We start from the raw sequence: 24651 nt of genomic DNA, 5'->3' as shown, positions 1-24651 counted from the left end.
ATTATTGGTGGCTTGCATGGTATATTAGCGTCAGTGCATTTATTCTTATATTATACGGGTAAAAATAATGAACCTAAAGCAACTTTATTATTTTAAACGTCTGTCTGAAACTGAGCATTACACCGAAGCCGCCTCCAGTCTGTGCATCACCCAGCCCTCGCTAAGCCACGCGATATCGGAGCTGGAGAAGGAGCTAGGGGTCGCGCTATTCGCCAGACAGGGGCGGAACGTAAAAATTACCCAAAACGGCAAGCGTTTTTTGCCGTATGTTGAAGATGCGCTGGCCTCGCTGGAGAACGGACGCATGATATTGCAAAAAAATGGCGCTGAGAATAAAGAGAATATTCGCATCGCCTTTATTTACACGATGGGGGAGTATGTTGTTCCACAGTTAATTAATAAATATTCTCTTTCACCTGAATGTCACAATGTGACTTTTTCTTTTACTCAAGGGACATCGCTGACGCTGTTGCAGGAGCTGAAGGCCGGAAAAGTCGATCTGGCGATCTGCTCTTATATTGCCGATGAACCCGATATCGATTTTATTCCGGTGATCCAGCAGGAACTGGTGGTGGTCACGGCAAAGGATCATCCGCTGGCCCGGCTATATGAACATGAAGTCGATCTGGTGGAGACGATTCATTATCCGTATATCTATTTTTCAGAAAATAGCGGCTTACGTCCGTTTATCGATAATGTATTTATGCAGCAAAAGCTGGTGCCGGAGATCGCCTGCTATGTGGATGAGGATACGGCGATGGCCGGGCTGGTGAGTATTGACTACGGGATCGCGATTATGCCGCGCATCACCGCGCTCTCCTATTACAACGTCCATATCCTGAAGATTAAAAACACCATCCCCCCCCGCTATATCTATCTGGCGACCATGAAAGACAAGGGGCTCTCTCCGGCGCTGGAGTCATTTAAAAATGTTGTTATCCACGACAGCCAGAAGATCTGTTAACGGATGGCCCGGATGTGACCTCCGGGCCATCCGGATATCAGGAGAGAATATCCATCACTTCACGCAGCTTAGCGATGGCGATCTGCCCCGGCGCGGAGGCCTGACCAACGGTACCGAAGGTCATCGCCGAACCGAACAAGCGCCCGGTGACCCGGCTAACGCCACCGGATTTGCCCATCGACATGGTGATCAGCGGACGCGTCGCATACTTCTCTTTCATGGTCAGCGTGGCGGCGAGCAAGGTGAGTACGTCCTGCGGCGACTGCGGCATCACCGCGATCTTCGGCAGATCGGCCCCCAGATCCTGCATGCGGCGCAGGCGATAGATAATATCTTCCTGAGCGGGGGTCTTATGGAAATCATGATTACTCATGATCACCTTGACGCCCGCGGCATGCGCATCGTCAACCAGCGCGCGGATCTGCGCTTCATCATTGAACAGTTCGATATCGATAACATCAACCAGTCCACTGCGTGCGGCCTCGCGGTTGAGCGCAAAATAGGCTTCGTCGCTGAGCTCGGTTTCGCCACCTTCTTTCTTACTGCGGAAGGTAAACAGCAGCGGAAGCGCTTTCAGCGCGCCACGGATTTCCGCCAGCGCGGCCATCACCTGGGCCATCTCTCTGACCTGGGCAAAGTGGTCAACGCGCCATTCGATAATATCGGCGCCGGCATCGACCAGGCCGTGGGCGTTACCCAGTATCTCATCCAGGGTTTTACCGATCAGCGGTACACAAATGAGGGTTTCCCCTTCCTGGAAGGTGATGTTCTTTACGGTTACTGCATTTGTCATGTAGGTATCCATTATTTTTCGCGTTGTACTTCAGGCGGTGACTGCGGTGCGTGACACTTTTTGCGCCGCCCGAGCCTGCAGTTGACGATAGCCGATGTACAGGGCGATCACAAAGCCGATAACGGCGATCAGAAAATCAAACCACATAATGCTGGCAATACTGATCTGCGAAAGCTTTGCGGTGATCAACGGGATCGTGAAGCTGGCGATACTGCCGGCAGTGTAGAAGATGCCGGTTGCTTTGCCTTTTCCGTTCGGGAAGCTCATCGCCATGATTGTCGCACCCAGCTGTAGCACTCCGCCAGCGGCGGCAAAGCCGATGACAAAAGCAAAGCCGGTCACCATCATCGGCGTTGGGAACAGGCACACCAACAGCAGCGAAATCATCGACAGGCCAGTATAAATAATCATCGCAATGGCCGAGCTAAACACCTCTTTGACGAAGGCGGCAGTTACAAAGACGCAGACCAGCGAGCCGACGGTATAGATGCTAAGCAGTTTAATCGCCGAGGCATAGGGCAGGCCGACGACGAACTGGCCGTACTGCGCCAGCCATTGGCTGACCAGATAGAAGGTCGCCATGCCGATATAACCGTACAGGGTGAAGATCACCATATCCAGCTTATTAGCCTGTGGCCGGACGGCTGTTTCCGCCTGTGCCGTAGGGGCTTCCTCTTTTTTCGCTGCCTGGCTGTCAGGGAACGGCATTTTAAGCAGATAAATCCCGCTCAGTACAAAGAGTGCTGCCGCAATCACGAACGACCAGCCGAACCACAGATTTGCCCATATCAGGAAGCTGATAATGAACGGCAACAGGAACTGCCCTGCAGAGACGAAGGCTTTGATCAGCACGTTGGCCCGGCTGGCAGAGTGCGGGAAAGATTCCATCAGCGCCGGATAGGTACCGGAGTCGAGGAAGCTGTTCGCCAGGCCCGCCATAATGCCGAACACGTAAGCCAGATAGATATTTTTGGTCAGCAGGATGCCGACGAAAAAGATCAGATAGCTCAGGATCCCAAGATAGATAAAGGGTTTGCGACCGAAGCGATCCGAGAGAAATCCGGTCACGATGGTCGCTAACTTACCAATACCTAACGAAGATATAACGATCGATACGCCGGCTTTGTCTGTTCCCCACTGTTCCTGAAGATGGGCCATGTTGAGGGTGATTAACAGCACCCCCATACCGTGGATCAGGTAGTTGAGATACAGCCCTGCCGCAGTAGGGATGTATTTATTTTTCATCATTCGCCTCTTAGAACAGAATGCTCTTGATGTAATCAACCGGCATCTGTTTGCCCGTCCAGATTTCGAACGCGCGCGCGCCTTGCCACAGCATCATCCCCAGGCCGTTCAGCGTGCGGCAGCCTTTTTTCTCGGCCACTTCCAGCAGGTGGGTTTTGCGCGGGTTGTAGACGACGTCGGAGACGATCAGGTCCGGACGCAGGAAGCTGTCGTCAGGTAGCAGCATCTGGCCTTCGAACGGCTTCATGCCGACCCCGGTGGCATTGGTCAGGATCACGCTGCTGTCAATTTCGGCGCGCAGCTTGTCATGATCGTCGAGATCGAACAGATGGATCTCGCAGTCGGTGTTGTGGCGGATCTTGGCCACGGTTTCTTCTGCGTTGGCGAAGAATTTATCGCGGCGGTTGAAGATGGAGATCGCCTTCACGCCATCCAGTGCTGCCTGGACGCAGAGTGCCGTTGCCGCGCCGCCGGCGCCGAGTACGGTCATCTTCTTGCCGATGATATCGATACCGGCTTCGCTAAGGGCGCGCATGTAGCCGGTGCCATCGGTGATATGTCCGGTCAGTACGCCGTCGTCGTTGACCACGGTATTGACCGCCCCGACCAGCTGTGCCGCCGGCGACAGTTTATCGAGATACTGGCAAATCTCGGTTTTGTTCGGCATAGAGACGTTAAAGCCGCGCAGCTTCATCGCCCGGAAGCCCTGCACCACGTCTTTTAGCTCCTGGTTACCGACTTCAAAAGCGAGATAGACGTAGTCCAGCCCGAGATGGGCGAAAGCCTCGTTGTGCATGGTGGGCGACATGCTGTGACGAATCGGGGTGGCGATCAGGCCAATCAGCTCAGTGTGTCCAGTAATACGTTCTGCCATGACAAAAATCCTCAATAAGTTAGAAAGGGAATTCGTTGTGCTTCGCTGCTGCCCAGCGCACCCATGTCTTCCAGTGCATCCAGTACGTTGCGGCCTTCGCGGACGCCATCGATAATGCGTCGCGCCATCACGCTGTCGCCGATGTTCATGATTTTGACGTTATTGGCATTGGCCCAGCGCTCGATCTCGTCGAGACCCGTCCGGTTGGCGCGCATCCCCAGACAGACAAAGCCGTAGTCGAAGGGAATATCGAAGGTTTGCTGTGTATTTTTCACCTGGAAATGGTCGGCAGCGACCGCCATCAGTTGGGTATTCATGTGCTGTTCGACCTGGTGCTCGTCGAGCATGGTCAACATGGCATTTTTGGTAATGATGTCGAGATCGCGGCCGGCGGCGTCCTGCATCTCGATTAGCACCGCCTGTGCGCCGCGAGCGGTAAAGTATTCGATAACGTCAAGGCCAACGGCGCCGGCGCCGACTACGGCGATGCGTTTGCCCTTGATATCGGTAAATTTCGCCAGATTGTCGATCATGCCGGTAATGGAAAAGATCTTGCCGTTCTCGACGTCAATGTTTTCCCGCAAGCCTTCAATGGGTGGCAGCAGCGGCGTTGAGCCGGTGGCGTTGACAATCAGATGCGGACGCAGGGCGGAAACTGAAGCCACGTCGGCCCGCTTGCCGATCTGCAGCATCAGGTTGTCCAGCGAGGCGATACGATTTTTCATAAACTGCGGGAAATCAGCGATGCGTTTTTTCTCCGGCAGGCGGGAGATTTCGCTGGCGAGGCCGCCGACGTGGTTTTTCGCTTCCAGCAGCCAGGTATGGCAACCAACTTCCGCCGCGGTGCAGGCGGCTTCCATCCCGGCGGTGCCGGCGCCGATGACCACCACGTTAGTGTCGCGATTCACGCGCCGCATTTTATAGGCGTCACCGTGAATAATATCCGGGTTAATCGAACAGCGCAGCGGGCGCGAGCGGGCGATGCGATGGTCGGCGCAGCCGATGTTGCAGGAGATACATTTGCGCATCAGACGCTCTTTTCCGCCTTGCACTTTCTGCACCCACTCCGGCTCGGCAATCAGACCGCGGCCAATGGCGATAAGATCGGCATCGCCGCTGGCGAGGATATCTTCGGCTACCTGTGGAGTGCGAATATTGCCGGCGATGACCGTGGGTTTATGGAATTTATCGCGCACCGCGCGGGAGAGATAGCGCTTCCAGCCATCCTCCAGCGACATCTGATCGATTTGCAGATTCAGGTTGTCGTTCTGCGCCGCAGAGACGTTGATGATATCGACCTTCTCCTGGCAGAGCTCAAGAATACGCAGGGAATCTTCGAGGGTATTGCCGCCCTTGAGGAAGTCGTCGGCGCTGATGCGCAGACTGACCGGAAAACGCGGCCCCACGCAGGCGCGAACCTTATCGACAATCAGACTCAGTATCCGAGTGCGATTTTCGACGCTGCCGCCAAATTCATCAGTGCGCTTATTAAACAGCGGCGATAAAAACTGGCTAATTAAATAGGAGTGACCGGCATGAATTTCGACGCAGTCAAAACCTGCGCGCCGAACGCGCTCCGCGGCGTCACCAAATTTTTCTACCGCATGATATATTTCCTCATGGGTCATCGGACGCGGAATATTACCGTGCTTCTTCGACGGCGTTGTAGAAGAGGAGAGCGGCGTCTGGCCTTCCAGTCGGTAGGCATAAGCGGAAGCGCCGGCATGATTTAACTGAATGGATACGCAGGCGCCATGTTTATGCAGGGTCTCGGTTAATTTAAACAGCCGTGGAATATATTGATCGTTATCGATGCGCAGTTGGGTGGTGCCGTTGGAGGCGAAGGGGAAATCAATACAAATATTTTCGATGGTGATAAGCCCGGTGCCGCCTTTGGCCCGCAGTTCGTAGTATTCCAGCTGTTCCTGCGACACCTCGCCATTGAGCGTGGCCATATTGGTGCCCATAGGGGGCATAATAATGCGGTTTTTTAACGTCATACCGTTGATGGTCAACGGACTGAAAAGGTGCGGATAGTGGCTCATCTCTTCTCTCCACAGGAGGCCGGGAGGCCGATATGCGGGGCCCAGGCGTGTCCTTAGTTAATATTTCTCTGTGGCAAAAGATAACGAGGGGAAAAATCGAAAAATAATGCTTTTTTTTGTGCATAGCCATAGGGGTTCTCTATGAGATTAACGCTTTCTTCACATTCTTATATTTTTATATTAAACACTCGTGCCTTATTTTTACTTGCAGTGCAGGGAAAATACATAAACAGTGCTGGAGAAGGGGAGGAAAGCGGAATAATTCTTCTTTAGGCGGTAGGGCAGGGTGGCGGTAAGGTCTGACAATCAGCAAATTAAAATTGGTTTTTGTGCGTGAGATCGCAATTTTCTCCGCAATAAAATAAAAAGCCCGATCAAATGACCGGGCCCAAAGGTTAATTCATAAATGCCGGCAGCTTGCGTTCATAGTCGGAGATCGCCGCTTCATGCTGCAGCGTCAGGCCGATGCTATCCAGGCCGTTGAGCATGCAGTTGCGGCGGAAATCGTCGATCTTAAAGCTGTAGGTTTTATCCCCGGCTTTAACCACTTGCGCTTCCAGATCCACTTCAAACGTAATGCCCGGGTTGGCCTGCACCAGCTTGAACAGCTCGTCGACCTGCTCGTCGCTCAGGGTCACCGGCAGCAGCTGGTTATTGAAGCTGTTGCCGTAAAAGATATCGGCAAAGCTCGGGGCGATAACGACCTTAAAGCCGTAATCGGTCAGCGCCCACGGCGCGTGCTCGCGCGAGGAGCCGCAGCCGAAGTTTTCCCGCGCCAGCAGTATCGATGCCCCCTGGTACTCAGGAAAATTCAGCACGAACTCCGGGTTCGGCTGTTGACCTTTATCGTCGAGAAAGCGCCAGTCGTTAAACAGGTGCGCGCCAAAGCCGGTGCGGGTGACCTTCTGCAAAAATTGCTTAGGGATGATCGCGTCGGTATCGACGTTTGCAGCATCCAGCGGAACCACCAGGCCGGTATGTTGGGTAAATTTCTCTGCCATGATGGTCTCCTTACTTCAGATTACGGATATCGGCGAAATGGCCGGTAACGGCTGCCGCCGCGGCCATTGCCGGGCTCACCAGGTGCGTGCGTCCGCCGCGGCCCTGACGGCCTTCAAAGTTACGGTTGCTGGTTGAGGCACAGCGTTCGCCCGGATTCAGGCGATCATTATTCATTGCCAGACACATAGAGCAACCAGGTAAGCGCCACTCAAAGCCGGCTTCGATAAAGATCTTATCCAGACCTTCCGCTTCCGCCTGCGCTTTCACCGGACCAGAACCCGGCACCACCAGCGCCTGGACGCCCGGCGCCACTTTACGCCCTTTAGCGATTTCCGCCGCGGCGCGTAAATCTTCGATGCGCGAGTTGGTGCAGGAGCCGATAAACACTTTATCGATAGCGACTTCCGTCAGCGGGATCCCGGATTTCAGCCCCATATAGGCCAGCGCTTTTTCGGCGCTGGCGCGTTCCACCGGATCGCTGAACGACGCTGGATCGGGGATGTTATCCGTCACCGAGATCACCTGGCCCGGGTTGGTGCCCCAGGTCACCTGCGGGGCAATTTCCGCCGCCTGCAGCGTTACCACGGTATCAAACGTCGCGCCGTCGTCGGTTTTCAGGGTTTTCCAGTACGCTACGGCATCGTCAAAATCTTTGCCTTTCGGCGCATGCAGACGGCCGCGTACGTAATTGAAGGTGGTTTCGTCCGGCGCGACCAGGCCCGCTTTGGCGCCCATCTCGATCGCCATGTTGCACAGGGTCATACGCCCTTCCATGCTCAGATCGCGGATCGCTTCGCCGCAGAACTCAACCACATGGCCGGTGCCGCCGGCGCTACCGGTTTTACCAATGATGGCCAGCACGATATCTTTGGCGGTAATGCCCGGCGCCGCTTTGCCCTGGACTTCGATTTTCATGGTCTTCGCGCGGCCCTGTTTCAGGGTCTGGGTCGCCAGCACATGCTCCACTTCGGAGGTGCCGATACCGAACGCCAGCGCACCGAACGCGCCGTGGGTGGCGGTATGGGAGTCACCGCACACGATCGTCATCCCCGGCAGGGTAACCCCTTGTTCCGGGCCCATGACGTGGACGATGCCCTGATACGGGTGGTTCAGGTCGTACAGTTCAACGCCGAACTCTTTACAGTTCTTAATCAGCTCCTGCATCTGAATGCGGGCCATCTCACCGGACGCGTTAATGTCTTTGGTCTGCGTCGAGACGTTATGATCCATGGTAGCGAAGGTTTTACCCGGCTGGCGCACCTGGCGGCCATGGGCGCGCAGACCGTCAAACGCCTGCGGAGAGGTGACTTCGTGCACCAGATGGCGGTCGATATACAGCAGCGGGGTTTCGTTCTGCGCCTCATACACTACGTGCGCATCAAATAATTTTTCGTATAACGTCTTCGCCATGATTACACCCCTTCTGCGACATAGCGGGCAATAATATCGCCCATTTCATCAGTGCTGACCGCCGCCGTGCCGCGCGCTAAGTCGCCGGTTCGAACCCCTTCTTCTAAGGCGCGGTTGATCGCGTTTTCAATGGCGGTCGCCGCTTCGTCAGCGTCGAGGCTGTAGCGCAGCAGCAGAGCCAGGGAGAGGATCTGCGCGATCGGGTTGGCGATATTTTTGCCGGCGATATCCGGTGCGGAACCGCCCGCCGGCTCGTACAGGCCAAAACCTTGTTCATTGAGGCTGGCGGACGGCAGCATACCCATCGAGCCGGTGATCATCGCGCACTCGTCGGAGAGGATGTCGCCAAACAGGTTGGAGCACAGCAGCACGTCGAACTGGGACGGATCTTTAATCAGCTGCATGGTGGCGTTATCGATATACATATGCGCCAGCTCAACGTCCGGATACTCCTTGCCGATCTCGCTGACGATTTCGCGCCACAGGATGGAGGACTGCAGAACGTTGGCCTTATCGATGGAAGTCACTTTGTGACGACGCTTGCGGGCGGATTCAAAAGCGATGCGCGCGATACGCTCGATCTCAAAGCGGTGATACACCTCGGTATCAAAGGCTTTCTCATGCTGACCGCTGCCTTCGCGGCCTTTCGGCTGGCCGAAGTAGATGCCGCCGGTCAGTTCGCGTACGCAGAGAATGTCGAAGCCGTTAGCAGCGATGTCGGCGCGCAGCGGGCAGAACTCTTCCAGCCCCTGATACAGTTTGGCCGGGCGCAGGTTGCTGAACAGTTTAAAGTGTTTACGCAGCGGCAGCAGCGCGCCACGCTCTGGTTGTTCCGCCGGCGGCAGGTGCTCCCATTTCGGACCGCCAACGGAGCCGAACAGGATCGCATCCGCCTGCTCGCATCCGGCGACGGTCGCCTGCGGCAGGGGAGTTCCCTGACGGTCGATGGCCGCCCCGCCAACGTCATACTGGCTGGTGGTAATGTGCATGGCAAAACGTTGGCGCACGGCTTCCAGTACTTTCATCGCCTGGTTCATCACTTCCGGGCCAATGCCATCACCCGGCAAAACGGCAATATGGTAATTCTTCGACATTACACGGTTTCCTTATTGTTCTCTTTATTCTGAGCTTTGCGTTGCAATTCTTTTTCGACTTCGGCGGCGCGCCAGATGTTGTTCAGCACGTGAACCATCGCTTTGGCTGACGACTCTACGATATCCGTTGCCAGACCAACGCCATGGAAGCGGCGGCCATTGTAGTCAACGACGATATCCACCTGGCCCAGGGCGTCTTTGCCGTGGCCTTTCGCGCTTAAGCCATACTTCACTAATTCAATGTTGTAGTCGGTGACGCGGTTAATCGCCTGGTAGATAGCATCGACCGGACCGTTGCCGTTGGCGGCTTCGGTTTTGATCTCATCCCCGCAGACCAGTTTGATCGAGGCGGTGGCGATATCGCTGGATCCGGATTGGACGTTGAAGTAATCCAGGCGGAAATGCTCTGGCTCTTCCTGCTGCTTGTTGATAAAGGCCAGCGCTTCCAGATCGTAATCGAAGACCTGGCCTTTTTTGTCCGCCAGCTTCAGGAATGCGTCGTACAGATGATCCAGGTTGTAATCGCTCTCCTGGTAGCCCATCTCTTCCATCCGGTGTTTCACCGCCGCGCGGCCGGAGCGGGAAGTCAGGTTCAGTTGCACCTGGTTCAGGCCGATAGATTCCGGGGTCATGATCTCGTAGTTTTCGCGGTTCTTCAGCACGCCGTCCTGGTGAATGCCGGAGGAGTGGGCGAAGGCGCCGGTGCCGACGATGGCCTTGTTCGCCGGGATCGGCATATTGCAGATCTGGCTGACGGTCTGGCTGGTGCGCCAGATTTCATGATGATTAATGTTGGTGTGCACGTTCATGATGTCTTTGCGCACTTTGATCGCCATGATCACTTCTTCCAGCGCGCAGTTGCCGGCGCGTTCGCCGATACCGTTCATCGCACCTTCTACCTGGCGCGCACCGGCGTGGACCGCGGCGAGGGCGTTACCGACAGCGATGCCCAGATCATCATGGGTGTGGACGGAAATAATTGCTTTGTCGATATTCGGCACGCGATCATACAGGCCGCTGATGATGTTGGCATATTCGAACGGCATGGTATAGCCGACGGTATCCGGGATATTAATGGTGGTGGCGCCGGCGTTGATCGCCGCTTCCACGACGCGAGCCAGATCGGCAATCGGCGTACGGCCGGCGTCTTCACAGGAGAACTCAACGTCGTCAGTGTAGTTGCGTGCCCGCTTCACCATATAGATCGCGCGCTCAATAACCTCATCCAGCGTACTGCGCAGTTTGGTGGCGATATGCATCGGCGAGGTGGCAATAAAGGTATGAATACGGAAAGCCTCGGCCACTTTTAACGATTCCGCCGCCACGTCGATATCTTTCTCAACGCAGCGCGCCAGGGCGCACACGCGGCTGTTTTTAATGGTGCGTGCGATGGTTTGCACCGATTCAAAATCGCCCGGCGAGGATACCGGGAAACCGACTTCCATTACGTCGACCCCCATTCGCTCAAGGGCCAGTGCGATCTGCAGCTTCTCTTTGACACTCAGGCTTGCCTGTAACGCTTGTTCGCCATCACGTAAGGTCGTATCGAAAATAATGACTTGCTGGCTCATGGTTTGGATCCTTAGTCTGTGTCCTGGCGCCTTGTTGACGAGCATAAAAAAACCCGCGCCAAGGCGCGGGTTTTATAGTCTTGCTGGAAGATGACTTAACGCTGAACGTCGCCCAACAGCCTACCGCGCAAATGGCATGCGTTTAGTAGTAGTAGGCTGGTGATACGAGCGGTGCGAATCATTGCGTCAAACTCCAGATGAAATCGTTATGCTTTTAGAGTTACTGGATAGCTGTTTTAAAGTCAACCCCTGGCATGGAAAAAGCGTTTTGGGCTGACTAAATGAATTAGCAAAATGTGCTGATGTAAGCCCCATTTTGCCGAAGATCCTATTTTGGACCGAAGGCGGTTTATCCCCATTTGTTTCATTTGAAAAAGTGCTTTGCATTCAAGGCATCGTCGAAGAGGTGTCGCCAATGAAGGGACAAAAAACGGTATCTGGATGAAAATATTAAATTTATTTTCCCTGTGAATGTATTCGAACGCTAGCGGATTATTTTTCAATGATAAGGATTTGTTAATTTTATGGAGGGAAAAATAAAATACTTTATTATTGCTTAAGTTACAGTTAACTCGTGGTGCTGTTTTTATTTTTATGGATTATGGTTACACTTATCATCATTAAGTAATCAGTATGGTTTGAGCGGCTCAATTTTTTGATCAGGACCGTTTCTTCACTGCCACTCATAGCCTTGATATATTCCTAAAAATTTCTTTTGCTATTTTGTAAATGTCATTTGCATGGTAAATGATATTTTCGGCGCTAATTATAGCGGTTTAGTGAAGGGAATTCATCGTGACGGCGGAATTAGATATGTTAATTGAAACTCCAGAATATAAATCAGCCCCCGGACAGGAAGTCGTTAAACCTCAACTACGGATGGTTGATCTCAATCTGCTTACCGTTTTTGATGCGGTTATGCAAGAGCAGAATATTACTCGTGCCGCCCATACGCTCGGCATGTCACAACCCGCGGTGAGCAATGCGGTTTCACGACTGAAAGTGATGTTTAATGACGAGCTTTTTGTGCGCTATGGCCGCGGTATTCAGCCGACGGCGCGCGCCTATCAGCTGTTTGGCTCGGTACGCCAGGCGCTGCAGCTGGTCCAAAACGAATTGCCAGGCTCCGGTTTTGAACCGCTGAGCAGTGAGCGCGTGTTCCATCTGTGCGTCTGCAGCCCGCTGGATAACATCCTGACGTCGGTTATTTTTAATAAAGTTGCAGAGATAGCACCCAATATTCATTTAGTCTTTAAGTCTGCGCTGAATCAAAATACGGAACATCAGCTACGTTATCAGGAAACAGAATTCGTAATCGGTTATGAAGAGTTCCGTCGCCCTGAGTTTGCCTGCGTTCCGTTATTTAAAGACGAAATGGTCCTGGTCGCCAGTCGCAACCATCCGCGTATTTCCGGGCCGATGATGGAGGCGGATATTTATCGCGAGGAGCATGCCGCCGTTGCTCTCGACCGGTATGCCTCATTTAGTTTGCCGTGGTATGACACGGCCGATAAACAAGCGCGTATCGCCTATCAGGGTAATGCGATGGTCAGCGTATTAAACGTAGTATCGCAAACCCAGATGGTGGCCATTGCCCCGCGCTGGCTGGCAGATGAATTTGCTGACAAGCTTGCCCTGCAAATATTACCTTTGCCGTTGAAGGTCAACAGTCGGACCTGCTATCTCTCCTGGCACGAAGCCGCTGGTCGTGATAAAGGCCACCAGTGGATGGAAGAGCTGCTGGTGGACATTTGCAAGCGCTGACCCGACGACGATAGATAGCAAAGGAGCTTCGGCTCCTTTTTTTATATGACATAAATCAAATAAAGCAGAATTTTATTCTGTTTACCTTGCGCGAGGAGTTCGTTGTGTTCGTGAAAAATGGATCTATTCCTGTTATCACCCTTTTTCGCCGAGTATTTACCATTCTCTTTTCTTATCTCTGAAGCAATTCACCATATTTTCCCCTCACCGCTTTCTTTTCTTCTTATTCAAGAAATAAGGCCTCAGCTGCGGCGAATTGCCTGCCTGCTGGCGAGCAGTTATGGTAGTGGCATGCAGTACATTCACCTCAATGCGGAGGACCACTCCTTCGCATCGTGCGAGCGCGCGGAAATTGAGTTCCGCTGTCGTAAAACAATAAGCCTGGAGGCAAACCATGGAGATGTTGTCAGGAGCCGAGATGGTCGTCCAATCGCTTGTCGATCAGGGCGTCAAGCAAGTATTCGGCTATCCCGGAGGCGCAGTCCTCGATATCTATGATGCGTTACACACCCTTGGCGGTATCGATCATGTGCTGGTTCGTCACGAGCAGGCGGCGGTGCATATGGCGGATGGCCTGGCGCGGGCGACCGGGGAGGTCGGCGTGGTGCTGGTGACCTCTGGGCCTGGGGCGACGAACGCCATCACTGGCATTGCGACAGCCTATATGGACTCTATTCCGTTGGTGATCCTCTCGGGGCAGGTAGCCACCTCGCTTATCGGCTACGATGCCTTCCAGGAGTGCGACATGGTGGGGATTTCCCGTCCGGTGGTGAAGCACAGTTTCCTGGTGAAGCAGACCGAAGATATTCCCGGCGTGCTGAAGAAAGCCTTCTGGCTGGCGGCCAGCGGTCGCCCCGGTCCGGTAGTGGTCGATCTGCCGAAGGATATTCTCAATCCGGCGAAGAAGCTGCCTTACGTCTGGCCGGACGCAGTGAGCATGCGCTCCTATAACCCAACCACCAGTGGCCATAAAGGGCAGATTAAACGCGCGCTACAGACCCTGGTGGCCGCAAGTAAGCCGGTCGTATACGTCGGCGGCGGGGCGATCAATGCGCATTGCGAACCTCAGCTGCGCGAGCTGGTGGAAAAACTAAAGCTGCCGGTGGCCTCATCCTTGATGGGACTTGGCGCTTTCCCGGCGACACACTCGCAGGCGCTGGGGATGCTGGGGATGCACGGCACCTATGAAGCCAACATGACCATGCACCACTCGGACGTGATTTTTGCCGTCGGCGTTCGCTTTGACGACCGGACCACCAATAACCTGGCCAAGTATTGTCCGAACGCGACGGTACTGCATATTGATATCGATCCGACTTCAATCTCGAAAACCGTGCCGGCAGATGTGCCGATCGTCGGCGATGCCCGGCTGGTGCTGGAGCAGATGCTGGAGCTGCTGGAGCAGGAGGAAGCGCAGCAGCCGCTGGACGACATTCGCGACTGGTGGCAACAGATCGAGCAGTGGCGTGCCCGTCATTGTCTGCGCTACGACGACCAGAGCGATAAAATCAAACCGCAGGCGGTAATTGAAACTATCTGGCGGCTGACCCAGGGCGATGCCTACGTCACTTCCGATGTGGGTCAGCATCAGATGTTCGCCGCCCTGTATTACCCCTTCGATAAACCGCGGCGCTGGATTAACTCCGGTGGTCTCGGCACCATGGGCTTTGGCCTACCGGCTGCGCTGGGGGTCAAAATGGCTCTGCCGGACGAAATGGTGGTCTGCGTGACCGGTGACGGCAGTATCCAGATGAACATTCAGGAACTCTCCACTGCGCTGCAGTATGAGCTGCCGGTCCTGGTGCTTAACCTCAACAACCGCTATCTCGGGATGGTGAAGCAGTGGCAGGATATGCTCTATTCCGGGCGTCACTCGCAGTCCTATATGGAATCGCTACCGGACTTTGTCCGTCTGGCGGAAGCCTATGGCCACGTCGGGATCCGCATCAGCGAGCCGCAGGAGCTGGAGACGAAGCTTGCTGAAGCTCTGGAGCAGGTGCGCCAGCGTCGGCTGGTGTTTGTTGATGTGACCGTCGACGGCAGTGAGCATGTGTACCCCATGCAGATCCGCGGCGGCGGCATGGATGAAATGTGGTTGAGCAAAACGGAGAGGACCTGATATGCGCCGGATATTATCGGTATTACTGGAAAACGAATCGGGTGCATTGTCCCGCGTTATCGGCCTCTTTTCCCAGCGTGGCTATAATATAGAAAGCCTGACTGTCGCGCCGACGGACGATCCCACTCTCTCCAGAATGACCATTCAGACCGTGGGCGATGAAAAAGCGATTGAGCAGATTGAAAAGCAACTGCACAAGCTGGTGGATGTCCTGCGGGTCAGCGAGCTGGGGCAGGGGGCTCATGTTGAACGCGAAATTATGCTGGTGAAGGTTCAGGCCAGCGGCTATGGCCGTGAAGAAGTGAAGCGCAACACCGAAATCTTCCGCGGACAGATTATCGACGTGACGCCTTCTATCTATACCGTCCAGCTCGCCGGCACCAGCGATAAGCTGGATGCATTTCTGGCCTCGCTGCGCGATGTCGCTCGGATTGTGGAAGTGGCTCGCTCCGGCGTGGTCGGCCTGTCTCGCGGTGATAAAATCATGCGCTAAGGATCGGGAACTGCTGTAAAAATAGCCCGGCAGAGACTGTCGGGCTTTTTTTTTGCGAAATCAGTAGGAACTGTAAGCGAAAGCGGTTGCTGCGCTAACTATTCTGCGCTTAGATGTTATAAAAAGGATTCCATACCTGAATAATGGTTATGTTTGGCACTTCTTACCCAAGGGGCAATTGTGAAACTGGATGAAATCGCCCGGCTGGCCGGTGTTTCAAGAACCACCGCGAGCTATGTGATTAATGGCAAAGCGAAGCAGTACCGCGTAAGCGATAAAACGGTCGAAAAAGTGATGGCTGTGGTGCGAGAGCACAACTATCACCCAAATGCGGTCGCTGCTGGCCTGCGTGCAGGACGCACACGCTCTATCGGTCTGGTGATCCCGGATCTGGAAAACACCAGCTATACCCGGATTGCAAATTATCTCGAACGTCAGGCGCGTCAGCGCGGCTATCAGCTGCTGATTGCCTGCTCGGAGGATCAGCCCGATAACGAGATGCGCTGTATCGAGCATCTGCTGCAGCGCCAGGTGGACGCTATCATTGTCTCTACTTCGCTGCCGCCGGAGCATCCTTTTTATCAGCGCTGGGCTAACGACCCGTTTCCGATTGTCGCCCTCGACCGCGCCCTCGATCGCGAACACTTCACCAGCGTGGTTGGCGCTGACCAGGATGACGCCGAGATGCTCGCAGCTGAGCTGCGGACGTTTCCTGGCGAAACGGTGCTCTATCTCGGCGCGCTGCCGGAGCTGTCGGTGAGCTTCCTGCGCGAACAGGGCTTCCGTAAAGCCTGGCAGGACGATCCGCGTGAGGTGCATTATCTCTATGCCAACAGCTATGAGCGCGAAGCGGCGGCCCAGCTGTTTGAGAAATGGCTTGAAACCCATCCGATGCCACAGGCGCTGTTTACCACCTCTTTCCCGCTGCTGCAGGGCGTAATGGATGTGACCTTGCGTCGCGAGGGTAAACTGCCCTCCGAGCTGGCGATCGCCACCTTCGGTGATAATGAGCTGCTCGATTTTCTGCAGTGTCCGGTACTGGCCGTGGCCCAGCGTCATCGCGATGTCGCTGAACGGGTGCTGGAGATCGTCCTCGCCAGCCTCGACGAACCTCGCAAGCCGAAGCCGGGTCTTAGCCGCATTCGCCGTAATCTCTATCGTCGCGGTAGCCTGAATCGCCGCTAAGGGCGCCATATCGCCAGCGCCCAGGTATAAACCTGGCAGGCCTGACCGTAAGCAGGCCGCTGGCGATAAATCAGGCAATTGACGTGCAAAATGCAAAACTGAATATATTTCAGACAAATCCCTAAACTTCTTTACGCGTTATTTTATTTTATTCACTGACCATCGTTTTGTGACTCCAAATGGGGTACAAAAAATGACTGCGCGGACTTTAATTGTATTATTTTGTTACATTCATCAGGTTAATTGCTGAATTAACACTCATTTTGTACGCGCCACGCTTTCTTCCCCGTCATATCCCGCGCCTGGCCAGTCCCTCTGCCAGCAACAGGTACTGTTAACGGCCGGCATAATGGCCTAAAATGCCGCTCGCGTCGCAAACTGACACTTTATATTTTCCCGCCGAAGATATTCTGTTGTTTATAACTGTTACGAGTTTGTTGGTTATTTTCTTACACGTATTCATAACGTTAATTTGCCTCGCCTGTTGATGATTTTTTCATCAGGGCTAATGTCGGCTGTAAATAATGGGTTTTTGAGCTCCGTTGGCATCCGTGCTGGCTTGACAAGCTTTTCCTCCGCTCCGTAAACTCCTTCTGGTGGGAATTTGTGGGGTAAAGTGGCGAAAAGGGGTGAGGCTGGCATGTTCCGTGGAGCAACGTTAGTCAATCTCGACAGCAAAGGCCGCCTGGCCGTGCCAACGCGCTATCGCGAAGGGCTGATCGAGGACGCTGCCGGTCAATTGGTATGCACCATTGACATTCATCACCCGTGCCTGCTGCTTTATCCATTGCCTGAATGGGAAGTCATCGAGCAGAAATTGTCGCGTTTATCGAGCATGAATCCCGTTGAGCGGCGCGTACAGCGTTTGCTTTTGGGTCATGCCAGCGAATGTCAGATGGATAATGCCGGCCGCTTGCTGATTGCGCCGGTGTTACGGCAGCATGCCGGGCTGACAAAAGAAGTGATGCTGGTCGGGCAGTTTAATAAATTTGAACTGTGGGATGAAACGACCTGGTATCAACGGGTCAAGGAAGATATCGACGCTGAGCAGTCCGCGACCGGTGAACTGTCGGAGCGCCTGCAGGATTTGTCCTTATAAAAATGATGGAAAATTATAAACATACTACGGTACTTCTGGATGAAGCCGTCAACGGCCTCAATATTCGTCCAGACGGTATCTATATTGATGGTACTTTTGGCCGCGGTGGTCACTCGCGCCTGATCCTCTCCCGGCTGGGTGCGGAAGGACGCTTGCTGGCCATCGATCGCGACCCGCAGGCGATTGCCGTCGCGCGAACCATCGATGACCCCCGCTTTTCCATCGTACATGGTCCCTTTTCACAACTCGCTGAGTACGTCGGCGAGCGCAATCTTACCGGTAAGATCGACGGCATTCTGCTCGATCTCGGCGTCTCTTCCCCGCAGCTTGACGATGCGGAACGCGGCTTTTCCTTTATGCGTGACGGGCCGCTGGATATGCGCATGGATCCGACGCGCGGTCAGTCCGCGGCCGAATGGCTGCAGACGGCTGAAGAAGACGATATCGCCTGGGTGATTAAAACCTTTGGCGAAGAGCGTTTCGGCAAACGTATCGCCCGCGCGATCGTCGAACGTAATCGCATTCAGCCGATGACCCGCACCAAAGAGCTGGCGGAAGTCATCGCCGCGGCGATGCCGGTAAAAGATAAGCACAAACATCCCGCGACCCGTACCTTCCAGGCGGTGCGCATATGGGTAAACAGTGAACTGGAGGAGATAGAGCAGGCGCTAAAAAGCTCGCTCAGCGTGCTGGCCCCGGGCGGGCGGCTGTCGATCATTAGTTTTCATTCGCTGGAAGATCGCATTGTGAAGCGCTTTATGCGTGAGCAAAGCCGCGGTCCGCAGGTTCCGGCGGGAATACCGATGACCGAAGCGCAGCTCAAAAAACTGGGCGGCCGTGAGTTGCGAGCACTAGGCAAGTTGATGCCGGGCGAAGAAGAGGTGGCAGAGAATCCACGCGCCCGTAGTTCAGTGCTGCGTATCGCAGAGAGGACGAACGCATGATCGGCAGAGTGACAGAGGCCTTAAGCAAGGTTAAAGGGTCGATTGGAAGCAACGAGCGCCATGCTTTGCCTGGCGTGATCGGGGACGACCTTCTGCGGTTTGGGAAACTGCCACTCTGCCTGTTCATTTGCATCATTATTACGGCGATTACCGTGGTCACCACTGCGCATCACACGCGCCTGTTGACCGCGCAGCGTGAACAGCTGGTTCTGGAGCGCGACGCCCTGGATATTGAGTGGCGCAACCTGATCCTCGAAGAGAACGCGCTCGGCGATCACAGTCGGGTTGAGCGGATCGCGACCGAGAAGTTACAGATGCAACACGTCGATCCATCACAAGAAAATATCGTTGTACAGAAATAAGGATTATTGCGACGGATGAAAGCAGCGCCAAAAACGCCTAAAGCAAAACGTCAGGAAGAACAGGCCAACTTTATCAGTTGGCGTTTTGCGTTGCTGTGCGGCTGTATTCTGCTGGCGCTGGCTTTTCTGCTGGGTCGCGTCGCCTGGCTACAGGTGATCAGCCCCGATATGCTGGTGCGCCAGGGCGATATGCGTTCTCTGCGCGTACAGGAAGTGTCCACCGCGCGCGGGATGATTACCGATCGCTCCGGACGTCCGCTGGCGGTCAGCGTGCCGGTGAAGGCTATCTGGGCCGACCCGAAAGAGCTCCATGACGCCGGCGGGGTTACCCTGGATACGCGCTGGAAAGCGCTGGCGGATGCCCTCAATATGCCGCTGGATCAGCTGGCGACGCGCATCAATACCAATCCGCGGATGCGGTTTATCTATCTGGCGCGTCAGGTTAACCCTGACATGGCCGATTACATCAAGAAGCTGAAGCTGCCGGGCATTCATCTGCGCGAAGAATCCCGTCGGTACTACCCTTCCGGGGAAGTAACCGCTCACCTCATCGGCTTTACCAACGTCGATAGCCAGGGGATTGAAGGGGTTGAGAAAAGCTTTGATAAATGGCTTACCGGCCAGCCGGGCGAGCGTATCGTACGTAAAGACCGCTATGGCCGGGTAATTGAAGACATCTCTTCTACCGATAGCCAGGCAGCGCACAACCTGGCGCTGAGTATCGACGAACGCCTGCAGGCGCTGGTCTATCGCGAGCTGAACAACGCCGTGGCCTTTAACAAAGCCGAGTCGGGCAGCGCCGTGTTAGTGGATGTTAACACCGGTGAAGTGCTGGCGATGGCCAACAGCCCATCCTATAACCCGAACAACTTCGCCGGTACGGCAAAAGACACCATGCGTAACCGTGCGATTACCGACGTGTTTGAGCCGGGTTCGACGGTGAAACCGATGGTGGTCATGACGGCGCTGCAGCGCGGTATCGTCAACGAAAATACCGTGCTCAATACCGTGCCTTATCGAATTAACGGCCACGAAATCAAAGATGTGGCGCGCTACAGCGAATTGACCCTGACCGGGGTGCTACAGAAGTCGAGTAACGTCGGTGTTTCTAAGCTGGCGTTAGCGATGCCGTCCTCAGCGTTAGTAGATACTTACTCACGTTTTGGGCTTGGAAAGGCGACCAATTTGGGGTTGGTCGGAGAACGCAGTGGCTTATATCCTCAAAAACAACGGTGGTCTGACATAGAGAGGGCCACCTTTTCTTTCGGCTATGGGCTAATGGTAACCCCGTTACAGTTAGCGCGTGTCTACGCAACGATTGGCAGCTATGGCATCTATCGCCCGTTGTCGATTACCAAGGTTGATCCTCCGGTTCCGGGCGAGCGCGTCTTCCCGGAATCACTCGTTCGTACCGTCGTTCATATGATGGAAAGCGTGGCGCTGCCCGGCGGCGGCGGTGTGAAAGCGGCGATCAAAGGCTATCGCATCGCGATTAAAACCGGTACGGCGAAAAAAGTGGGGCCGGATGGCCGCTATATCAACAAATATATTGCTTACACCGCAGGCGTTGCGCCCGCCAGCCATCCGCGCTTCGCGCTGGTGGTGGTGATCAACGACCCGCAGGCAGGTAAATACTACGGTGGCGCCGTTTCCGCGCCGGTCTTCGGTGCCATCATGGGCGGCGTATTGCGCACCATGAACATCGAGCCGGATGCGCTGGCAACGGGCGAAAAAAGTGAATTTGTAATTAATCAAGGCGAGGGAACAGGTGGCAGATCGTAATTTGCGCGACCTACTCGCTCCATGGGTGCCAAACGCACCGGAGCGCATTCTGCGAGAGATGACGCTGGACAGCCGGGTGGCTGCTTCCGGCGATCTCTTTATCGCGGTACAGGGTCATCAGGCGGACGGGCGTCGTTATATCCCGCAGGCGATAGCGCAAGGTGTGGCTGCCATTATTGCTGAAGCGCAGGGCGAAGCTAAAGACGGTGAGATCCGTGAAATGCACGGCGTGCCGGTTATCTACCTGAGCCAGCTTAACGAACGCTTATCGGCGCTGGCCGGGCGTTTTTATCATCAGCCGTCGCAGCAGCTGCGTCTGGTGGGCGTCACCGGCACCAACGGGAAAACCACCACCACTCAGCTGCTGGCGCAGTGGGCAAAGCTGCTCGGCGAAACCAGCGCGGTGATGGGGACCGTCGGTAACGGTCTGCTGGATAAAGTCGTTCCAACTGAAAACACCACCGGTTCCGCGGTGGACGTTCAACATGTGCTCTCCAGTCTGGTCGGGCAGGGGGCTACCTTCGGCGCGATGGAAGTCTCCTCCCACGGTCTGGTACAGCACCGCGTAGCGGCCCTGCAGTTTGCCGCTTCGGTGTTTACCAATCTCAGCCGCGATCATCTCGACTACCATGGCGACATGGAGCACTACGAAGCGGCGAAATGGCTGCTGTACTCCACCCATCATTGCGGTCAGGCCATCGTCAATGCTGACGATGAAGTCGGTCGTCGCTGGCTGGCAAAGCTGCCGGACGCGGTGGCGGTATCGATGGAAGATCATATCAACCCGAATTGCCACGGCCGCTGGCTAAAGGCCACCGCGGTGAACTATCACGACAGCGGGGCGACCATCCAGTTTGACTCCAGCTGGGGCAAGGGCGAAATCGAAAGCCGCCTGATGGGCGCCTTTAACGTCAGCAATCTGCTGCTGGCGCTGGCCACGCTGCTGGCGCTGGGCTATCCGCTGGCCGATCTGCTGAAGAGCGCAGCGCGTTTACAGCCGGTGTGCGGCCGTATGGAAGTGTTCAGCGCGCCGGGTAAACCTGCCGTGGTGGTGGATTATGCCCATACGCCTGACGCGCTGGAAAAAGCGCTGCAGGCGGCACGCCTGCACTGCAGCGGCAAGCTGTGGTGCGTCTTCGGCTGCGGCGGCGACCGCGACAAAGGTAAACGTCCGTTGATGGGCGCTATCGCGGAAGAATTTGCCGACATCGTGGTCGTTACTGACGATAACCCGCGCACCGAAGAGCCGCGGGCGATTATCAACGATATTCTGGCCGGCATGCTCGATGCAGGTCAGGCGAAGGTGATGGAAGGCCGCGCGGAAGCGGTGACCAACGCCGTGATGCAGGCGAAAGAGAACGACGTGGTGCTGGTGGCGGGTAAAGGCCATGAAGATTACCAGATCGTCGGCAACCGCCGTCTGGATTATTCCGACCGCGTGACCGTCGCGCGTCTGCTGGGAGCGGTAGCATGATTCGCTTTACGTTAAGTCAACTTGCCGCGATCGCCCATGGCGAACGGCAGGGTAGCGATGTCGCTATCGACGAGGTGACCACCGATACCCGTAAAGTGACGGCGGGCTGCCTGTTTGTGGCGCTGAAAGGGGAGCGTTTCGACGCCCATGATTTTGCCGAACAGGCGAAAGCGGCGGGCGCCGGCGCGCTGCTGGTGAGTCGTCCGCTGGCCTGCGATCTCCCGCAGGTGATTGTGAACGATACCCGGCAGGCTTTCGGTGAGTTAGCCGCCTGGGTGCGTCAGCAGGTGCCGACTCGCGTCGTCGCCTTGACCGGCTCGTCCGGTAAAACCTCGGTTAAAGAGATGACCGCGGCGATCCTCAGCCAGTGCGGCAACACGCTGTATACCGCCGGCAACCTGAACAACGATATCGGCGTCCCGATGACGCTACTGCGGCTGACCAAAGAGCATCAGTACGCGGTGATCGAACTCGGCGCCAACCACCAGGGCGAAATCGCCTGGACCGTCAGCCTGACGCGTCCGGAAGCGGCGCTGGTCAACAACCTTGCTGCGGCGCACCTGGAAGGTTTCGGTTCGCTGGCGGGCGTGGCGAAGGCGAAGGGCGAAATCTATACCGGTCTGCCGGAAAATGGCATCGCCATCCTCAATGCCGACAATAACGACTGGCTGAACTGGCAGGCGGTGATTGGCGATCGCAAAGTGTGGCGCTTCTCGCCGAACGCGGCGAACAGCGATTTCACGGCGACCAACGTGCAGATCACCAGCCACGGCACCGAATTTACGCTGCAGACCCCAACCGGCAACGTTGACGTACTGCTGCCGCTGCCGGGACGCCACAACATCGCTAATGCGCTGGCCGCCACTTCGCTGGCGATGGCGGTAGGCGCCGATTTGGCGGCGGTGAAAGCCGGACTGGCGCAGCTGCAGGCCGTTCCGGGACGTCTGTTCCCGATCCGGCTGACCGAGAGCCAGCTGCTGCTGGATGATTCCTATAACGCTAACGTTGGTTCGATGACCGCGGCGGTGCAGGTGCTGTCAGAGATGCCCGGCTTTCGCACGATGGTGGTCGGCGATATGGCAGAGCTTGGCGCGGAGAGCGCGGCCTGCCATCGCGAAGTCGGCGAAGCGGCGAAAGCGGCGGGGCTGGATTGCGTCCTCAGCGTCGGCGCCTTGAGCGCGGATATCAGCCGCGCCAGCGGCGTGGGCGAACATTTTAACGATAAAGCCGCCGTGGTGGCTCGCCTGCGCGAGCTGCTGGCGGAGCACAAAATAATGACCATTTTAGTGAAGGGTTCACGTAGTGCCGCCATGGAAGAGGTAGTACGCGCATTACAGGAGATTGGGACATGTTAGTATGGCTGGCCGAACACTTGGTCAAATATTATTCCGGCTTTAACGTCTTTTCTTATCTGACGTTTCGCGCCATCGTCAGCCTGCTGACCGCGCTGTTCATCTCGTTGTGGATGGGCCCGCGCATGATCGCCCGTCTGCAAAAACTCGCCTTTGGCCAGGTCGTACGTAACGACGGCCCGGAGTCTCATTTCAGTAAACGCGGTACTCCGACCATGGGCGGGATCATGATCCTCACCGCGATCACCGTTTCCGTTCTGCTGTGGGCCTATCCATCTAACCCGTACGTCTGGTGCGTACTGACGGTATTAATCGGCTACGGCATCATCGGTTTCGTTGATGATTACCGTAAAGTCGTGCGCAAAGATACCAAAGGCCTGATCGCCCGCTGGAAGTATTTCTGGATGTCGGTGATCGCCCTGGGCGTGGCCTTCGCGCTGTATCTGGCGGGGAAAGATACCCCGGCAACCGAGCTGGTGGTGCCGTTCTTTAAAGACGTAATGCCGCAGCTGGGGCTGTTCTATATCTTGCTGGCCTACTTCGTTATCGTCGGTACCGGCAACGCCGTCAACCTGACCGACGGCCTCGACGGCCTGGCGATTATGCCGACCGTTTTCGTCGCGGCGGGCTTTGCGCTGGTGGCATGGGCCACCGGCAACATGAATTTCGCCAACTACCTGCATATCCCGTATCTGCGCCACGCCGGCGAGCTGGTGATCGTCTGTACGGCGATTGTCGGGGCGGGGCTGGGCTTCCTGTGGTTCAACACCTACCCGGCGCAAGTCTTTATGGGCGACGTCGGTTCACTGGCGCTCGGCGGCGCGTTGGGCATTATCGCCGTGCTGCTGCGTCAGGAGTTCCTGCTGGTGATCATGGGCGGGGTTTTCGTGGTGGAAACGCTGTCGGTTATTCTGCAGGTCGGCTCCTTTAAGCTGCGCGGTCAGCGTATCTTCCGCATGGCGCCGATCCACCACCACTATGAACTGAAAGGCTGGCCGGAGCCGCGCGTTATCGTGCGCTTCTGGATTATTTCGCTGATGCTGGTGCTGATTGGCCTGGCGACGCTGAAGGTACGTTAA

General features: G+C 55.6%; 21 protein-coding genes. 12 read left to right on the top strand and 9 right to left on the bottom strand.

What is annotated here, in order from left to right; translation table 11 throughout:
* Positions 1 to 67 precede the first annotated feature (67 nt).
* On the top strand, positions 68 to 964 hold the full coding sequence (locus IB144_RS21995) for a LysR family transcriptional regulator (protein ID WP_002888455.1): 897 nt from the start codon (positions 68 to 70) through the stop codon (positions 962 to 964).
* A gap of 37 nt (positions 965 to 1001) precedes the next feature.
* On the opposite strand, the gene aroD is transcribed toward IB144_RS21995, so the two are convergent.
* The 9 genes from aroD to leuL form a co-directional block, all read right to left on the bottom strand.
* Positions 1002 to 1757, bottom strand: a complete 756-nt coding sequence (gene aroD, locus IB144_RS21990; protein WP_004177420.1) for a type I 3-dehydroquinate dehydratase — start codon at positions 1755 to 1757, stop codon at positions 1002 to 1004.
* A 30-nt stretch (positions 1758 to 1787) separates the two neighbouring features.
* Positions 1788 to 3002 (bottom strand): MFS transporter, encoded by a 1215-nt coding sequence (locus IB144_RS21985; protein WP_002888458.1) that lies wholly within the window; start codon positions 3000 to 3002, stop codon positions 1788 to 1790.
* Between the two features lie 10 nt (positions 3003 to 3012).
* A complete protein-coding gene (locus tag IB144_RS21980) occupies positions 3013 to 3876 on the bottom strand; it encodes a shikimate dehydrogenase (RefSeq protein ID WP_002888460.1) in 864 nt (287 codons plus the stop codon).
* Between the two features lie 11 nt (positions 3877 to 3887).
* Entirely contained in the window at positions 3888 to 5921 is a 2034-nt protein-coding gene (locus tag IB144_RS21975; RefSeq protein ID WP_004178592.1) for an FAD-dependent oxidoreductase, read from the bottom strand.
* Positions 5922 to 6316: 395 nt separating this feature from the next.
* Positions 6317 to 6922: a 3-isopropylmalate dehydratase small subunit gene (gene leuD / locus IB144_RS21970; RefSeq protein ID WP_065888567.1), complete on the bottom strand. Its 606-nt coding sequence runs from the start codon at positions 6920 to 6922 to the stop codon at positions 6317 to 6319.
* Between the two features lie 10 nt (positions 6923 to 6932).
* Positions 6933 to 8333, bottom strand: a complete 1401-nt coding sequence (leuC, locus tag IB144_RS21965; RefSeq protein ID WP_004177417.1) for a 3-isopropylmalate dehydratase large subunit — start codon at positions 8331 to 8333, stop codon at positions 6933 to 6935.
* A 2-nt stretch (positions 8334 to 8335) separates the two neighbouring features.
* The gene (gene leuB, locus IB144_RS21960) at positions 8336 to 9427 is read right to left on the bottom strand and encodes a 3-isopropylmalate dehydrogenase (protein WP_002888487.1); all 1092 of its coding nucleotides are present in this window, start codon (positions 9425 to 9427) and stop codon (positions 8336 to 8338) included.
* Positions 9427 to 10998 (bottom strand): 2-isopropylmalate synthase, encoded by a 1572-nt coding sequence (leuA, locus tag IB144_RS21955; protein WP_004178594.1) that lies wholly within the window; start codon positions 10996 to 10998, stop codon positions 9427 to 9429. Before leuA ends, leuB begins: the two co-directional genes overlap by 1 nt.
* Before the next feature lie 95 nt (positions 10999 to 11093).
* Positions 11094 to 11180, bottom strand: a complete 87-nt coding sequence (gene leuL, locus IB144_RS21950) for a leu operon leader peptide (protein WP_004222662.1) — start codon at positions 11178 to 11180, stop codon at positions 11094 to 11096.
* Positions 11181 to 11793: 613 nt separating this feature from the next.
* Between leuL and leuO the strand changes: the two genes are divergently transcribed.
* The 11 genes from leuO (at position 11794) to mraY (ending at position 24651) form a co-directional block, all read left to right on the top strand.
* Entirely contained in the window at positions 11794 to 12762 is a 969-nt protein-coding gene (leuO, locus tag IB144_RS21945) for a transcriptional regulator LeuO (RefSeq protein ID WP_004192013.1), read from the top strand.
* Positions 12763 to 13156: 394 nt separating this feature from the next.
* Positions 13157 to 14881, top strand: a complete 1725-nt coding sequence (ilvI, locus tag IB144_RS21940) for an acetolactate synthase 3 large subunit (protein ID WP_002888534.1) — start codon at positions 13157 to 13159, stop codon at positions 14879 to 14881.
* A 1-nt stretch (position 14882) separates the two neighbouring features.
* On the top strand, positions 14883 to 15374 hold the full coding sequence (gene ilvN / locus IB144_RS21935) for an acetolactate synthase small subunit (RefSeq protein WP_002888536.1): 492 nt from the start codon (positions 14883 to 14885) through the stop codon (positions 15372 to 15374).
* Positions 15375 to 15554: 180 nt separating this feature from the next.
* Positions 15555 to 16559, top strand: coding sequence for a catabolite repressor/activator (cra, locus tag IB144_RS21930; RefSeq protein WP_004145952.1), 1005 nt, complete (start codon positions 15555 to 15557; stop codon positions 16557 to 16559).
* A gap of 640 nt (positions 16560 to 17199) precedes the next feature.
* The gene (gene mraZ, locus IB144_RS21925; protein WP_002888541.1) at positions 17200 to 17658 is read left to right on the top strand and encodes a division/cell wall cluster transcriptional repressor MraZ; all 459 of its coding nucleotides are present in this window, start codon (positions 17200 to 17202) and stop codon (positions 17656 to 17658) included.
* Between the two features lie 2 nt (positions 17659 to 17660).
* Positions 17661 to 18602, top strand: coding sequence for a 16S rRNA (cytosine(1402)-N(4))-methyltransferase RsmH (gene rsmH / locus IB144_RS21920; RefSeq protein WP_004894264.1), 942 nt, complete (start codon positions 17661 to 17663; stop codon positions 18600 to 18602).
* On the top strand, positions 18599 to 18964 hold the full coding sequence (gene ftsL / locus IB144_RS21915; RefSeq protein ID WP_002888550.1) for a cell division protein FtsL: 366 nt from the start codon (positions 18599 to 18601) through the stop codon (positions 18962 to 18964). The genes rsmH and ftsL overlap by 4 nt, the downstream gene beginning before the upstream one ends.
* A gap of 15 nt (positions 18965 to 18979) precedes the next feature.
* The gene (locus IB144_RS21910) at positions 18980 to 20746 is read left to right on the top strand and encodes a peptidoglycan glycosyltransferase FtsI (RefSeq protein WP_002888559.1); all 1767 of its coding nucleotides are present in this window, start codon (positions 18980 to 18982) and stop codon (positions 20744 to 20746) included.
* The gene (gene murE, locus IB144_RS21905) at positions 20733 to 22220 is read left to right on the top strand and encodes a UDP-N-acetylmuramoyl-L-alanyl-D-glutamate--2,6-diaminopimelate ligase (RefSeq protein ID WP_004147071.1); all 1488 of its coding nucleotides are present in this window, start codon (positions 20733 to 20735) and stop codon (positions 22218 to 22220) included. Before IB144_RS21910 ends, murE begins: the two co-directional genes overlap by 14 nt.
* Positions 22217 to 23575 carry a UDP-N-acetylmuramoyl-tripeptide--D-alanyl-D-alanine ligase gene (gene murF, locus IB144_RS21900; RefSeq protein WP_065888569.1) on the top strand — a complete coding sequence of 453 codons (1359 nt, stop codon included), beginning with the start codon at positions 22217 to 22219 and terminating at the stop codon, positions 23573 to 23575. The genes murE and murF overlap by 4 nt, the downstream gene beginning before the upstream one ends.
* Positions 23569 to 24651: a phospho-N-acetylmuramoyl-pentapeptide-transferase gene (gene mraY, locus IB144_RS21895; protein WP_002888562.1), complete on the top strand. Its 1083-nt coding sequence runs from the start codon at positions 23569 to 23571 to the stop codon at positions 24649 to 24651. The genes murF and mraY overlap by 7 nt, the downstream gene beginning before the upstream one ends.

The sequence above is a fragment of the Klebsiella sp. K4 genome, assembly GCF_014596785.2.
GTDB classification, from domain to species: domain Bacteria; phylum Pseudomonadota; class Gammaproteobacteria; order Enterobacterales; family Enterobacteriaceae; genus Klebsiella; species Klebsiella pneumoniae.
The sequence above is the reverse complement of the archived record's forward strand: the minus strand, read 5'-3'. Positions and strand labels throughout refer to the sequence as shown.

Bases quoted from the DNA above. Each gene is read 5' to 3' on its own strand.
- IB144_RS21995 (WP_002888455.1), top strand. From the start codon at position 68: ATGAACCTAAAGCAACTTTATTATTTTAAACGTCTGTCTGAAACTGAG.
- aroD (WP_004177420.1), bottom strand. From the start codon at position 1,757: ATGACAAATGCAGTAACCGTAAAGAACATCACCTTCCAGGAAGGGGAA.
- IB144_RS21985 (WP_002888458.1), bottom strand. From the start codon at position 3,002: ATGAAAAATAAATACATCCCTACTGCGGCAGGGCTGTATCTCAACTAC.
- IB144_RS21980 (WP_002888460.1), bottom strand. From the start codon at position 3,876: ATGGCAGAACGTATTACTGGACACACTGAGCTGATTGGCCTGATCGCC.
- IB144_RS21975 (WP_004178592.1), bottom strand. From the start codon at position 5,921: ATGAGCCACTATCCGCACCTTTTCAGTCCGTTGACCATCAACGGTATG.
- leuD (WP_065888567.1), bottom strand. From the start codon at position 6,922: ATGGCAGAGAAATTTACCCAACATACCGGCCTGGTGGTTCCGCTGGAT.
- leuC (WP_004177417.1), bottom strand. From the start codon at position 8,333: ATGGCGAAGACGTTATACGAAAAATTATTTGATGCGCACGTAGTGTAT.
- leuB (WP_002888487.1), bottom strand. From the start codon at position 9,427: ATGTCGAAGAATTACCATATTGCCGTTTTGCCGGGTGATGGCATTGGC.
- leuA (WP_004178594.1), bottom strand. From the start codon at position 10,998: ATGAGCCAGCAAGTCATTATTTTCGATACGACCTTACGTGATGGCGAA.
- leuL (WP_004222662.1), bottom strand. From the start codon at position 11,180: ATGATTCGCACCGCTCGTATCACCAGCCTACTACTACTAAACGCATGC.
- ilvI (WP_002888534.1), top strand. From the start codon at position 13,157: ATGGAGATGTTGTCAGGAGCCGAGATGGTCGTCCAATCGCTTGTCGAT.
- ilvN (WP_002888536.1), top strand. From the start codon at position 14,883: ATGCGCCGGATATTATCGGTATTACTGGAAAACGAATCGGGTGCATTG.
- mraZ (WP_002888541.1), top strand. From the start codon at position 17,200: ATGTTCCGTGGAGCAACGTTAGTCAATCTCGACAGCAAAGGCCGCCTG.
- rsmH (WP_004894264.1), top strand. From the start codon at position 17,661: ATGATGGAAAATTATAAACATACTACGGTACTTCTGGATGAAGCCGTC.
- ftsL (WP_002888550.1), top strand. From the start codon at position 18,599: ATGATCGGCAGAGTGACAGAGGCCTTAAGCAAGGTTAAAGGGTCGATT.
- IB144_RS21910 (WP_002888559.1), top strand. From the start codon at position 18,980: ATGAAAGCAGCGCCAAAAACGCCTAAAGCAAAACGTCAGGAAGAACAG.
- murF (WP_065888569.1), top strand. From the start codon at position 22,217: ATGATTCGCTTTACGTTAAGTCAACTTGCCGCGATCGCCCATGGCGAA.
- mraY (WP_002888562.1), top strand. From the start codon at position 23,569: ATGTTAGTATGGCTGGCCGAACACTTGGTCAAATATTATTCCGGCTTT.